This is a genomic window from Lacinutrix mariniflava (genome assembly GCF_001418015.1).
Taxonomy (GTDB): Bacteria; Bacteroidota; Bacteroidia; order Flavobacteriales; family Flavobacteriaceae; genus Lacinutrix; species Lacinutrix mariniflava.
Window position 1 is genome coordinate 112,404 of the sequence record NZ_LIQG01000032.1, and the last position, 14,639, is coordinate 127,042.

Below are 14,639 nucleotides of genomic sequence, written 5' to 3' on the forward strand. Positions count from 1 at the left end.
ATTAATGTACGTTAGCATTATATTTTACAACATAGTCTAAATCATGAGCCATCATAATTTTAACCAATTTTGAAAACGATGTATTTAATGGATTCCATCCTAAATTGGTTTTCGCTTTTGTTGGATCTCCAAGTAAGGTTTCTACTTCTGCTAATCTGTAATAATTAGGGTCTATTTCTATTACTGTTTTTCCCGTTTTAGTACAAATTCCTTTTTCAGTTTCATTTTGCCCTTCCCATCTTAAAGTAATATTAGCTTCGGCAAAAGCCAACTCACAAAACTCTCGAACACTATGTTGTTCTCCTGTTCCAATTACATAATCTTCTGGCATATCTTGCTGTAGCATTAACCACATACATTCTACATAATCTTTTGCGTAGCCCCAATCGCGTTTTGCATCTAAGTTCCCTAAGTATAATTTTTCTTGAATACCATGCGCTATTCTTGATGCTCCTAAAGTAATTTTACGTGTTACAAAGGTTTCTCCACGTCTCTCGGACTCGTGGTTAAATAAAATACCATTAACAGCATACATATTATAAGATTCTCTGTAGTTTTTAGTTATCCAAAAGGCATACAATTTAGCCACTCCGTAAGGAGAACGCGGATAAAAAGGTGTGGTTTCCGTTTGCGGTGTTTCTTGAACTTTACCGTATAACTCTGATGTGGACGCTTGATACACACGTGTTTTATGTGTTAAACCACAAATTCTAACGGCTTCTAATAATTTTAATGTACCAATACCATCTGTTTCGGCGGTATATTCTGGCATGTCGAAAGACACTTTTACATGAGATTGCGCTGCTAGATTATAAATTTCGTCTGGTTGAATTTCTTGTACCAAGCGAATAAGGTTTGTAGCATCGGTCATGTCACCATAATGCAATTTTATATTCTGTTTTTTATGTTGGTCTTTAAGTAAAGTATCTATATATAAATGCTCTATACGTTGTGTATTAAACGTAGAACTACGTCTTATAATACCATGAACGCTGTATCCTTTTTCAAGCAGCAGCTCTGCAAGGTAAGAACCGTCTTGACCGTTAATTCCTGTTATTAAGGCTTTCTTCATTATTATATTTTCTTTCGTAAAGATAATTAGGATAGGTTATCTATACTATTATATGCTTTTTTATTTATAGAAATTTAAAACCATCTTTCTTTACTTAAATAAGTTTTAACTTATAAAGTATTGATTTAAAAAGTAGTTTTAAATACATTTTCACTCTTCCTTTTCCTAATCTAAAATTTTTGTGTTCATTTATTTTCTCAAGGTAATGCTCAGGATGAATACAATTTTGAATGCTATTAGCACTTTTCAATTCTAATAATCCTATTTTCTCTTTTTTAACTAACAAAAATATATTCTGCTTATACCACCAATTAACCTGAGGTTTATTCCATAATTCTGCTCTAAAAACATCTAACACTTCAAAACCTTGTTTATGAAATTTAGCGAGCCAGTAATCGAACCATTGTTCATTTATATGATTTTGACCTCCTTGATGCGGAATTGCAGCAGAAAACAATATCATGTCACTAGAATTAACAAGATTCTCTATAAAAGTTTCTGCAGCACTTTCTTTTAAATGCTCAGCTACCTCAAGAGAAATAGCTAGATCATACTTTTTATCTAACAAAATAGGTTCTTCTAAATTCGCTTCCTTAAACTCTTTTTCTGACAAGAAATTTTGCAACATTTCTCTATTAACCCAACTACCATCCATGCCCAAAACATCAGTAATTCCTTTTTCTTTAAAGGCTTTTAAAAAAGTTCCAATACCACATCCAAAATCTACAACGCTCGTAGGTTTTATAAGCTTTAAGCATAAGTCAACTATTATTTTTGGCGCAGTCATATTATGAATCTTTGCAGTATGCACGTATTTTTCGCTTTCCATATTAGTCCTTTTTATTTAATATTCTTATTACTTGAAAAGTTGCAATAGCTTTTTTTATATCCAAAATTGCAGTACCAAAAAACACTTTAGTATTGCTGAAAAATATTCGTTTTACTAAACCTAGAATTACTTTTATACGCGACGGAGGATTTGTTTTAAACAGTTGGTGATTAGCTAATGTTTCGTTTTTATGCCTCTTTACTAAAGACGATTTACTTCTATTTATAAAATAAAAGAATGTTTCATTAAAATCGTAAATTTTAAACCCTTCGTGCATAACGCGATATGACCACTCCTTATCTTCACTAAAGCCTAAGTCCTCATTTACTTTATGTTGTTCCCAAACACTTTTTACTACAACACAACATGCTGCCATCAATCCATATCTTAATGGATCTTTAATTAAAAAATTATTTTCTAAAGCTCTCTCATAATTATTAAACGAATTAATATAACGTAATCCAGCAATGTCTTTTTTTGTTTTCAAAAAAGAGAGCGTAGATTTAAAAAAATGATTTCCAATTGGTATTGCATGTGCACTTAATAACAAAACATAATTATTTCTAGAGGCTTCTATTCCCATATTAATTGCTCTACCGTAAGAAAAATTAGTAATGCTTATTATTTTACAATTATAGCTTTTGGCAACTTCGAGACTACTATCCGTAGAAAGATTATCTACTAAAATAACCTCATCAATATCTTCTTTATAAAGCGTATCCAGAATATGCAATACTTTTTTCAAGTATTGCGATTCATTTTTATTTCTAATTACTACACTTATCATCCTGTTAAATTAGTTATCACAAATATATTGGACTTTAGACACTATATTATTTAACATACGCTCTCTTTCTGCTCGCTCAAAATTAGCTCCTTTACTACTAATAGTATTATAAGTAGAAATGCATTTATTAAGCCTATTAATAAACTCAGCATCTTTCATTGAATTGATATAATTAAATAATTCTTCTGTATTATTAAATTTAGAATAATCAATAAAGCTATTCTCAGGAAATAAGGCATAAGCATTAGTATGTTCTCCAAAATAAATTGGCAAACAATAATTCTCTATACTATCCCAAATTTTTTCTGTCATATAATTATAAGCAGCAGTATTCTCGAAAGACAAATTAAAATGGTAATTATCTAATAATTGTTTTTTTCTTTCTACCCAATTACCTTCACGGGAGTCTTCTTTAGAAATACCTTTAGGCCATCCCTTTCCGTAGACGTCTAAAACACCTTTTTCATTTCCCTTTAAACATATTTTTGTTCGTAAAGCTATTAAATCTCTATTCTCTCCATCTTTAATTAATGTTTCAGAATCTAATCCCTTATAAAAAGACATTAAAGCCACTATTTTTCTTGATTTTATCTCAAAACCTTGCTTTAAAAGTGGTAAATCCTTGTTAATTAGAGTACAATGTAAAGATGTATTGGTCGCAAATACATCTTTAGTATAAACATTCATTATGTTACAAGTTACCAAGTTAAAAAAGGTTTTTACTTTACTTTTAAAATGCGTATCGAAGCGCGACTCTGGTGTCCAAATCAGGAATTTTTTTCCAAATAACCCTCTCCAGAAATGTTTTTTTAAATGTTTGAAATTTTGAGAGATAACAATATCTGCCTCTTGAATATTTTCAACTATTTCAACTCCATTTTTATTTAAAAATTCTAAATCTCCTTCTTGAAAACCATCAAAAGGTGTGTATTTAAAACTTGATGCTTTGTATAGTTTAGTTGTCATTATTTTGAATTGATTGGTAAGCTTTCAATACCTTGTTTTTAATATGATTAATTTCTAATTTAGGTTTCACAAAACGTTGGTTATAAGCAAATGCTTCTTCTATTAACTCAACATTCTCCAATGCTACTTTTATTTGTTTTTTTAGATCTTCAATATTATAACAATCTTGAATAAGCAATCCATTTTTATCATGAATAATAATATCTTCTGTTGCTCCTCCTGGATTAGATTGAATAGGAAATGCACCAAGCACAACAGCTTCTAACAAAGTATTTGGCAAACCATCGCTTTCGCTGTTTCCAATATATATTTTCGCTTTTCCCATAAGCTCTAAAATTGCTTCATGAATTAAAAACTGAGATTTTGCATGAACAGTTATATTTAATTTATGAAGCTTTTTATTGTTAGTAACATAGGCTTCTACTTCTATGTCTGCACCAAAAACTATAATTTTATAATCTAATAATTCTGAAACCAATTGCTCTAAAGCTTTTAACACCTCTATTGCTCTTCCAGATCGTCCTTGATAGCCTTTTACTAAAATAGTATTACGAGTAGATACTGGCATTTTAATATATTTATCTGAAACTAAAAAATTGTAACCTCCTCCTCCTGGAAAAGTTCCTAAAACTTCTCCTTTGAAACCTAGGTCTTTAGCCAACTGCACATCACGCTTACAATCTGTAAACAAATAATTTAGTCTTGGCAACACCTTTTTAATGTCTATTTTATATTCTGGTAGGTTTTTAAAATGATACAAATCACTTCCCCAAGAAGAATAGATCCATTTTATAGCATTATACTTTCGCATAACTTCTAAAATAGGCGTACACGAAATATAGAGCACAAAACTATGTATAACATCTGGTTGCACTTCTGAAACTACTTTTTCGAATACTTTTGCTGTATCATTCTCTAAGGCTTTGTATAATTTGGGAAGCTTATTTTTTATAAAATGCTTTCCTTTTATATTTGGTAGCTTTTGTTTCCAACCTTGATATGTTGTTACCCAAGACAGACTGGGTACTTTTGCGCCATCTTTAATGTCGAACCAAAAAACCTCGTGACCTGAATCTTTTAATTGATTTGTCCAGCGTTGAAAATGGATAGAATTCATAGAAACCATTAAAATTCGCATAGCTTATAATTTAATGGTTAATGTTATACTATTTGTATTTCTATTAAATTGGTATTGATATGCTTGGTTTCTAAGGTTTCTAATAATGGCTTCTAACAAACTATCGTTAATACTTTGCATGCTCTCAAAAACCAAAGTTTTTTTGCCTAGCAACGCTTTTGTTTTCTGCTTTGCAGACTTATATTCTTTATGTTCAGTTATTAATAGTGTTATAACATGGTCTTTTTTTATTAATAACACACCATTAATAAACGCTGCAAGCTCTCCTATTTTATTAGTAAGATTATAGTTTGTATCAACTATTTCAAGTTTGCTGTAATTCTCTTGATTATAAATTCCCCAATTATTTGCTGTATTCGCTTTAATCTTTTTTGTGATTGGAACTAAATCTAAATAAGCAGTATTAACCTGTTCTAAAGTAGAATGAAATGGAGTAACATCATTTTTTGATCTATAATTTTTAGGATGCCATTGGTGCAGCATTAATAGTTGTTTTGCATAAAAATTAACTTGGTGTCCAGCGTTTTGTAAACGCATGTGCACATCTGTATCTTCACTTCCCCAACCATTATAAAACTCATCGTAACCATTAATAGATTTTAATAGATTTGTGTTATACAGAGTCATGCCTGTTGCATCCTTACTAGATTTAAAAGCAACATTGTAGTCTTTAAACTCTTTTTCTTTTTTAGATTCTGTTTCACTTAAAAAACCTACTTGAAAATAAGTAGTTTTCGTTTTATTTACCTCTTCTTCTAATACATTAATAAACTCTGGATGGTATAACATATCTATATCTCCAACAAAACAATATGATGTTTCTATTGTTTTTAGCGCAATATTTATTGCTCTTGATTTACACCATAATTGTAATTCTGTTTTACAATGTATTAAAGTTACAAAACTGTAATTTTCTAATAATTGTATAAGATCATTATAGTATTTAGAAACACTCCCATAATCTACTAAAACAACATCAAAAATTTTATTGTTTTGTATAGCAAAAGATTCTAAACAGTTTTTTACAATGTTTAGATCTCTATTTCTATATGTTAGAATTATACTTACCAATTTACAGTTTTAATAAAGTTTTTAATTTAGTGTCTCCTCTTCCAAAAAACTTAAAAATTTTATAAAAAAAGAAAATTCTTTCTAATTTTAATCTAATCAAAAAAGTACTATTTCTAGCACGTAAAAATAAAACAACCTGCTCTGCTTGTTTGTACTTTTTTGAAACAACACATACTCTAAATATGCTTAAAACATCTTTTATTACAGCTAAATTAATTTCTGCATTTTTTGGATTTAATAATAAAATACGTCTTCTTACTTCTAAAAAAGAATCTAAGAACGTAGCTATATTATCATTTAATTGATTTGAAATTGAATTTCCATCAACTCTATAATACACTAAAACTTCGTTAATTGTACATGCATTACTATTATTATATATCATTCGTGAATTAAATTCTAAATCTTGAGATTGATTTAGGTTTTCATCAAAAATATTGTTCTCATCTATAATACTTCTTCTCCACAAAACAGTTGGTGTTCCAATAGCAATTTTCCTTTTAATATAATCTAAAAAAATATCAGCAGATTCTATATTACTAGTATTTCTAATATTCATTTTAGAATTCTTTATATAAAAAGCACCCATTCTGCATAAACAATAATCATAAGATCTATTTAATAACTGTTTCGATTTCTTTTCTAAAAGTTGATAATGCATTATATCATCACTATCAAACCATTGAATCAACTCCCCAATACTTTTTTCAAAGCCAAAATTTCTTGCAGCATTACCTCCTTTTTTTCTATCTTTTGGCCTATTATAAAAGCTAAAGCGTTTATCTTTTTTTATATAATTTTGAAGTAGACTCTCCGTATTATCTGTAGAACCATCATCTACAATAATGCATTCCCAATTAGTGTAGGTTTGCGCTATTATACTATCAAGAGTTTCTTCAATTAAATGAGCTCTATTGTAGGTTGGAATTATTATGGAAACTAATGGAGAATTCATGCTTCCTTTAATTCTTCTTTAAAAAATACTTTATTTTTTAAAAGTTCCTCCTCACTCCAATCCCACCATTTCATTGTTAACAACTCTACAATCCGTTCTTCACTAAATCTATAACCAATTATTTTTGCTGGACTACCAGCAACTATTGCATAAGGAGGTACCGTTTTAGTAACAACAGAATTGGCAGCTACTACTGCACCATTACCAATGTTAACACCTCCAAGAATTACACAATGAGATGCTATCCAAACATCATTTTCTATTATAATATTTCCTTTAGATTTTTTTTCGTTTTGCCACGTTTCGTTAAAAACATTTTTCCCTATAAAATACGTGGTAGCTTTTTTATGATTATGGTTAAAACTTTGAAAAGAAACATTTCTAGCTATAGAGCAAAAGTTACCTATTACTATAGATTGCTCATCCGAAATTAAATCTAAATTTGGCCCCCAAATTGATGTGTATCTACCAATATTTATATTTCCAGATAAATTACAATGATAAAGTTTACAATTATTTTTAATAGAAATAGCTCCTTGTATGACTGAATGCTGAATCGAGCATTTACTGCCAATTAAAACTTTCCCGCCTATTTGAGAAAAAAATATACTTGACTGGTTCTTTATTACAACGTTTTTATCAATTATAGATCCCTGTATGTGTACATTCATTTCTATTTTACGACTACTAATAGAACTATAATTATCTAACCATAATTTCAACCTACCTATTATCTTCGATTTTATTCCCATGATGGTAAGATGTCAATTAGTTTGTTTATTTGCTCATCAAAATTTTTAGTCTCATAATTTACAAATTTTGCACTACCATTCTTAATTAAATGTGGATAATATAATAATCCCATTTTATTTATTAAAATAGTCTTTATATTAAAACAATTAGCTTCTAATGTGGAGCCAGAACTATGCGTAATATGAACACAGCAATTTAATAATAACTGCGGTAAAGGATCTTGAGTAGCATTATCAATATTAACTAAATGTAAAATATTATTTTCCTTTAAGGTTTTTTTTATTTTACCTATATCATTTAATTGCCTAGGATGAAGCCTAATAAACCAGGTTTTACTACTGTTTTTTATAGTTTTTATTATTATTGGGGTGAATAGTACATTATATGGAATTGGTTCTGGTTGCAAACTATAAAGCACATAGTTTTTATAGATATAGTTGTTGTTTTTTTCTTTCCAATAGTTTACCCATGGATTTCCAGTAACAATAACATTATATAACGTGTTGTTTTTAGTCCAAGATTTAATTTCATTTTTACTAAAATCGTCCCAGCACCAAAATGTTCTTGGCAAAATATCGTAACCTTCTTTTGGTACTACAGACCAACTTCCATAACTTAAGTGTAATTTGTTTTGTGGTCCATGTTGCATTTCTATAGTTTCTATACCTAATTCGTTTGCTGCTGCAATAAGCGGATAAATATCCTCAGAATAATAACATAATATAGCAATTTTTTTAGGCTTTATTTTTTTTAATATTACGGTAAAAAATTCCTTTTTTGAAAAAAAAATATTTTGACACCAAGTAGTTAATTTGCCAACACTATAAGTTTTAACAAACTCATTAAAAATAGTTTGGCTTTCTAAATAACTTAAAAATTCAGGATAGCCATCTAAGGAAAAAATTATTTCTTTTTTCTTTTTTAAAATTTGAAATCCATTTAATGCTTCTTTAAATTTGAGTACATTTTTAGGGTTATATTGATTATCAAATTTAGAAGCATATTCAAAATAAATTGAATTTAATAACCAATTATTTTTTTCTATTAAAACATCAAAATACCTATTAAACCGTGCTCCTCTATAGTCTACTCTATGAGAATCTGCTCCAACAAAAATAATATCTTTAGGTTCTAATTTATTTTTCCAAGAATAATATGCTATTATTTTTTGAACTTGTCTAAACTTAATACCTAATGCTCTTTTTACTTGTTTTAAAATAGCTTTTTTTTTAAATTGGTTATCCTGTAAAACGTAATTTTCTGGTTTAACTTCTAACGTTTTTATTAAGTAAAAGAACAGTTTTATTCTTAAATATGGCCATAAGTGTATATTGTTGGCTTTCCAATTATTTACTGGAAAATCACATTCAATATTTAATATTAAATCCTTTATGTAAGTTCTACTCTCGGTCAAATACTTTGTGGTTTTACAATTCTTCTATTTAAACTAAGCAATATTAATAGATGCTTCTTGTATAAAGCCTTTTGGTCTATTTAATATTCCTGATTTCCAATAATCTCCTTTTAAGACTTGCATTGCGAAAGCGTCTTGTAAGTAATCTATTACAACGTGTGGCGTGTTAAAAGATGGTTTCTCACTTATCATGTAATTCATAGAATAGTTACCTTCTCTAAATTGTAATTTAGGAATTTGTATTTCTATTCTACCTTCATCCTTAATATGATTAAACACAGTTCCTATTTCATCTGTAGCTATAGTGTTTACAATTTCATCATTTTCATTTTTAAATTGAAGTACAATTGTAAACTGTTTAGGAATTATATCTTTAAACTTTTTGTATTCAAAAACAATTTTATATTCTTCTCCAGAATGTAATTCTCCTACTCGAATAGCTTGATGGTTTTCTGCATAGATATCCTGAATTTTTAATTTAAAGTTTCCTTTTCTATCCTTTCTTTCAAAAATAGGTTTAGAAGACATTTTATAGGCGTTATCAAGATAAAAATTAATTGATGCGTTGCTATCTCCTTCAAATACAATCTTACCATTTTCTAAAACAATACCTCTTGTACACAAACTTTTTACAGCTGCCATATTATGGCTCACAAACAACACCGTTCTACCTTCTCCACGAGAAATATCTTGCATTTTCCCAATCGCCTTTTTTTGAAACTCTACATCTCCAACTGCTAAAACCTCATCAATCACCAAAATTTCTGGCTCTAAAAATGCTGCTACTGCAAACGCCAGACGCACTGTCATTCCAGAACTGTATCGTTTTACAGGAGTATCTATATAGCGTTGGCAACCTGAAAACTCTATAATTTCGTCTATTTTAGATTTTATTTCTTTCTTGCTCATGCCAAGAATAGCTCCATTTAAGAAAATATTTTCACGACCTGTCATTTCTCCATGAAAACCAGTACCAACCTCTAATAAGGATGCTATACGACCACGAGTTTTAATTTCTCCAGTAGTTGGACCTGTTACTTTAGATAGTATTTTAAGCAAAGTAGATTTACCTGCTCCATTTTTACCAATTACACCTAAAACTTCTCCTTTTTTTACTTCAAAATTAATGTCTTTTAAGGCCCAAACGTATTCACTTTCACCTTTGGTACTGCGATCGTTACTCTCTCCTACTTTCAAATAGGGATCGTCTTTACCACGAATACTACTCCACCAACGGTTTAAATCGTGACTTATAGTACCAGTACCCACAACACCTAAACGGTATTGCTTAGAAATGTTTGTGGCCTTCAGAATAATATCTTGTTCTTTCATATTAAACGGTATCTATGAAACTCTTTTCTGTTTTATTAAATATAATTAATCCTATTAAAAAGAATGTAATACTTATTAATCCCGCATACATAAAATTTGACATTGAAAAATCCCCAATACCTAAAGTCATATACCTAAACAATTCTATAATTGTTGTCATAGGATTATATTCTACTAGCCAAGCGTATTCTGGCACCTTTTCTTTAAAATAGGATAAAGGATACATAACTGCCGACGCGTACATTAACAATTGTACACCAAAGCCAACCAAGAAAGTTAAATCTCTATATTTAGTAGTTAGAGAGGAGATAATCATCCCGAAACCTAAACCAAATAAGCCCATAAACATAATAAGTACTGGCAATAAAACTATGGCCAATTGTGGTACTGCATTTTCGGCTTTATCTGTAAAAAACACAAAATAAAGATAGAAACACGTGAACACCAACAACTGAATACCAAACTTTATTAAATTTGAAACTACCACAGATAGCGGCGTAATAACTCTAGGAAAATACACTTTTCCAAAAATGCCTCTATTTGCAGTAAAGGTATTACTTGTGCCTGTTAGACACGAACTAAAGTAATTCCAAGACGTAATGCCTGCTAAGTTGAACAAGAAAGAAGGAATACCATCTCCTGTAGGAATTGCTGCCAGATTATTAAATATAAGTGTAAAAATAACACTAGTAAATAATGGCTGAATAAAATACCAAAGTGGCCCTAAAACGGTTTGTTTGTATTGCGTAATAACATCTCGTTTTACAAATAAAAACAACAAATCGCGATACCTCCAAATTTCTTTGAAGTTTAGGTCTATCATTTTCCGTTTTGGAGAAATGGTATACAACCAATCTTGTGTGGTTTCCGTTTTATGCACTACTCTTTGTTTTTAAAATTATCCCAAGTTGTTTTTAAACCTTCTTTAACAGAAAATTTAGGATGATAACCTAAGAGTTTTTTAGCCTTACTAATATCGGCTAAGGAATCTTTTACATCTCCTGCTCTATCTGGCCCAAAATTAGCTTTAATATTTTTTCCTGCAGAAGTATTAATCATATCCCAAAGGTTATTAATACTTATTCTTTCGCTGCAAGCAATATTAAACACTTCATTCTTTGCGTTCTCTGAAGCAAAAAATCCTTTAACATTAGCTTGGACAGCATTTTCAACAAAAGTAAAATCTCTTGTCTGCTCTCCATCTCCATTAATATGAGCTGGCTTATTATTTTTCATAGCTTCCATAAACAACGGAATAACCGCTGCATAGGCACCATTAGGACTTTGTTTTGGTCCAAATACATTAAAATAGCGTAAGCCTATTACATCTGTATTATAGGTTTTCCCAAAGACATCTGCATATAATTCGTTTACATATTTAGTTACTGCGTAAGGTGATAAAGGCTTACCAATAGTATCTTCTACTTTCGGTAAGCTTTTGCTATCTCCATAAGTAGAACTCGATGCTGCGTAGACCATACGTTTTACTGTAGTACTTTCTTTTAATGCAACCAACATGTTTAAAAAGCCAGATACATTAACGGCGTTAGTAGTAGCAGGGTCATTTATAGATCTTGGTACAGAACCTAAAGCTGCTTGATGACTAACATAATCCATATCCTGCATAGCTTGCTTACAGGTATCAAGATCTCGAATATCACCTTCTATAAATTCGAAGTTAGGTAACGCTAAGAACTCTCTAATATTAGCTTTATAGCCATTAGATAAATTATCTAAAACGCGTACATGCTTCGCATTATGCCTTAGCAAATACTCGACAATATTAGAACCAATAAAACCCGCTCCTCCTGTTATTAAAAATTTTAATTGGGATAAATCTGTATCGTGATAAATATTCGTCATTATAATTTAACTATGTTCTTAATACGTTCTAAAATAGTTTTCTTTTTCGCATCATTTTCATGATAACCATTACTATAAGCTCCATAGCCATAACCGTAACCATAGCCATACCCATAACCTCCCGTTTGGTTATAGCCATTATAAATAAAACTTAGATTTTTAACCTCTCTCTTTCTATGCTTCTCGTTAATAATGTTTAGCATATCTTTTTTAGTATAATCTTGCCTTACAACATATAAAGAAGCATCTGCGTACTCTAACAACTCTAAAGCATCTGCTACCAAACCAACTGGAGGTGTATCGAGAATAATATAATCGTACGTTTCTTTTAACTCCTTTATTAAGGAGTCCATTTTATCACCTATAAGAAGTTCTGATGGGTTTGGAGGTATAGGTCCAGAGGTTATAATATCTAGATTATCTACTTCTGTTTTTTGTATTACACCTTCTAAATCTTTTTGTCCAATAAGATAATTAACTGCTCCAATGTCATTTTTTATATTAAAATCTCCGAAAATTTTCGGCTTTCTTAAGTCCAATCCTACTAACACTGTTTTTTTACCACTTAAAGCAAAAACAGTGGCTATGTTGATAGAACAATAGGTTTTACCTTCTCCACTAACTGATGAAGTAACCATAACTATTTTTGCGCCTTCCAATTCATGCTTTTTATACATGTACTGTAAACTAGTTCTTATGCCTCTAAAAGATTCTGCTATTGTAGATTTTGGTTTTCTATGGACTACCAAGTTATTGTCTAAAGTATTAACACCAACAACTCCTAATACTGGAATATTAGACTGCGATTCTAAGTCTTTTGGATTATGTAATTTATTATCAAAAAAAGTGATTAAAAAAGCAAGTAATAATGGTGGTATTATACCTCCAAAAATAGCAAGCATGTAACGCGAACTCAATTTTAAGTCGTTAGGTGCTTTACCAGTATCTTTTGCAGGATCAATAACTAAAACATCGCTTACACTCGCGGATTTAATAATATCTGCCTCACCGCGTTTTGCTAAAAACACATTATAGGTTTGTTCGCTTAACGCATATTGTCTCTGGATACCTAAAAGGTTTTGTTGTGCTTTTGGGAGTTTTCTAATTTTAGAGGTTGCAATTGCTACTCTATTATTTACTTCGTTTAATTCTCGTCGTAATCCATTTGTTGCTGAGCTTATATTTTCCAAAAGCACACGTTTTAGGGATTCGATACGTTGGTTTAAATCTGAAAAAATAGAAGCATCACTTCTTACTGATTTCTCGTAATTCGCTTTTTGTACTGATAACCCATTAATTTTAGAAATATTAGATAATATATTACCATCGTCTACTCCAGCAATTGAAGGTGCTGGTAGTTCTGTAAAACTATTACTTGTTTCCAAATATTTTTTTAAGCCTGCGTAGTACGCTAATTTTCTATTAATACCATCTTTTTCTATTTCTAAAACAGACAACTTAGAGTTAATTGATGTACTTTCTTCATCAAGGTTATAAATTTTATTTTTACTTCTATAGTCATTTATAGAATCTGAATTGGATGTTAATTCCGCCTTAACCCTATTAAGTTGGCTGTCTATAAAATTAATAGTATTAGTAACAAATAGGTTTTTTCTAGCTAGTTGATCTGCACTTAATACCTCTACAATTTCATTTAAATAATCAACAATTTTACCTTTATTAAAATCGGTCATACTTAAATTAAGTATCGCAGATCCTTTTGGATTATTTACAGCAATTCTCCCTTTGTAACTTGCTACAACAGTATTAAAATTACTAAACTGAATAAAATATTCTTTTGCATCTGTAATAGTGCGTTCTGCGTCTATAACAAGAACACCATTTAAATAGGGTAGATTAATTGGTTCACCTACTTTAAATCGTTTTGTAAAAACGCCTATATTAACATCTAAAGGCTTTGTTTTTTTATTTGTATAATTCTGAGTAGAGATAACATTTGTTACAAAATCACAACTAATTTCAAAAGTTTCGTTATCGATAAAAGTCACTTTTATGGGTACATTTAAAACCTGGTAGTTGTTAGGTGTTAGTTGAAAACTAAAAGGCGCAGCTTTATAAATATCATCTTTTCTAAAACGAGATTGTTTTAGGTAATTCATATAAAACTGTAAACTATCTACAACTTTCTCATGAATAGATCGCGATTTTAAGGACGTTTTAATAGTATTTACTTTTCCTGAAACACCTCCCCAATTAAAGGTTAAACTAGTGTTTGAAGTAAATAAAGGATTAGTCTCGTCTTCAACAGAGATTTGAGTCCCTAAAGTGTAAGAATATTGCTTTCTAATATTTTGCTGATGGATGATAAATAAGCCTACACAAATGCATAATACAAACAACCACCAATAACGTAAAGCTCTAAACAAAAATGCCTTAATATCGAAGGCAGGTTGTTGCGACTCTAAAACATCAAATTCGTCATTCATATTCTTTAATTG

Annotated in this window: 13 protein-coding genes; all 13 read right to left on the reverse strand. The window is 30.0% G+C overall.

Going from position 1 to position 14,639, the window contains the following annotated elements; genetic code table 11:
- Position 1 precedes the first annotated feature (1 nt).
- Positions 2–1,072, reverse strand: a complete 1,071-nt coding sequence (gene gmd, locus ASC44_RS16530) for a GDP-mannose 4,6-dehydratase (RefSeq protein ID WP_055448727.1) — start codon at positions 1,070–1,072, stop codon at positions 2–4.
- A 94-nt stretch (positions 1,073–1,166) separates the two neighbouring features.
- The gene (locus ASC44_RS16535) at positions 1,167–1,901 is read right to left on the reverse strand and encodes a class I SAM-dependent methyltransferase (RefSeq protein WP_055448728.1); all 735 of its coding nucleotides are present in this window, start codon (positions 1,899–1,901) and stop codon (positions 1,167–1,169) included.
- A 1-nt stretch (position 1,902) separates the two neighbouring features.
- The gene (locus tag ASC44_RS16540) at positions 1,903–2,688 is read right to left on the reverse strand and encodes a glycosyltransferase family 2 protein (RefSeq protein WP_055448729.1); all 786 of its coding nucleotides are present in this window, start codon (positions 2,686–2,688) and stop codon (positions 1,903–1,905) included.
- 9 nt (positions 2,689–2,697) lie between these two features.
- Positions 2,698–3,654: a glycosyltransferase family 10 domain-containing protein gene (locus ASC44_RS16545; protein ID WP_055448730.1), complete on the reverse strand. Its 957-nt coding sequence runs from the start codon at positions 3,652–3,654 to the stop codon at positions 2,698–2,700.
- The gene (locus ASC44_RS16550; protein ID WP_055448731.1) at positions 3,644–4,792 is read right to left on the reverse strand and encodes a glycosyltransferase; all 1,149 of its coding nucleotides are present in this window, start codon (positions 4,790–4,792) and stop codon (positions 3,644–3,646) included. The genes ASC44_RS16545 and ASC44_RS16550 overlap by 11 nt, the downstream gene beginning before the upstream one ends.
- 3 nt (positions 4,793–4,795) lie before the next feature.
- Positions 4,796–5,863, reverse strand: a complete 1,068-nt coding sequence (locus ASC44_RS16555) for a glycosyltransferase family 2 protein (RefSeq protein ID WP_055448732.1) — start codon at positions 5,861–5,863, stop codon at positions 4,796–4,798.
- Position 5,864: 1 nt separating this feature from the next.
- Positions 5,865–6,818 carry a glycosyltransferase family 2 protein gene (locus ASC44_RS16560; RefSeq protein ID WP_055448733.1) on the reverse strand — a complete coding sequence of 318 codons (954 nt, stop codon included), beginning with the start codon at positions 6,816–6,818 and terminating at the stop codon, positions 5,865–5,867.
- The gene (locus tag ASC44_RS16565; protein ID WP_055448734.1) at positions 6,815–7,570 is read right to left on the reverse strand and encodes a xenobiotic acyltransferase family protein; all 756 of its coding nucleotides are present in this window, start codon (positions 7,568–7,570) and stop codon (positions 6,815–6,817) included. The genes ASC44_RS16560 and ASC44_RS16565 overlap by 4 nt, the downstream gene beginning before the upstream one ends.
- Positions 7,561–8,985, reverse strand: coding sequence for a hypothetical protein (locus ASC44_RS16570; protein ID WP_055448735.1), 1,425 nt, complete (start codon positions 8,983–8,985; stop codon positions 7,561–7,563). The genes ASC44_RS16565 and ASC44_RS16570 overlap by 10 nt, the downstream gene beginning before the upstream one ends.
- A gap of 33 nt (positions 8,986–9,018) precedes the next feature.
- On the reverse strand, positions 9,019–10,317 hold the full coding sequence (locus ASC44_RS16575) for an ABC transporter ATP-binding protein (protein ID WP_055448736.1): 1,299 nt from the start codon (positions 10,315–10,317) through the stop codon (positions 9,019–9,021).
- A 1-nt stretch (position 10,318) separates the two neighbouring features.
- Entirely contained in the window at positions 10,319–11,140 is an 822-nt protein-coding gene (locus tag ASC44_RS16580) for an ABC transporter permease (protein ID WP_055448938.1), read from the reverse strand.
- A 56-nt stretch (positions 11,141–11,196) separates the two neighbouring features.
- The gene (locus tag ASC44_RS16585; protein WP_055448737.1) at positions 11,197–12,180 is read right to left on the reverse strand and encodes an SDR family oxidoreductase; all 984 of its coding nucleotides are present in this window, start codon (positions 12,178–12,180) and stop codon (positions 11,197–11,199) included.
- Entirely contained in the window at positions 12,180–14,627 is a 2,448-nt protein-coding gene (locus ASC44_RS16590) for an exopolysaccharide transport family protein (protein ID WP_055448738.1), read from the reverse strand. The genes ASC44_RS16585 and ASC44_RS16590 overlap by 1 nt, the downstream gene beginning before the upstream one ends.
- Positions 14,628–14,639 lie beyond the last annotated feature (12 nt).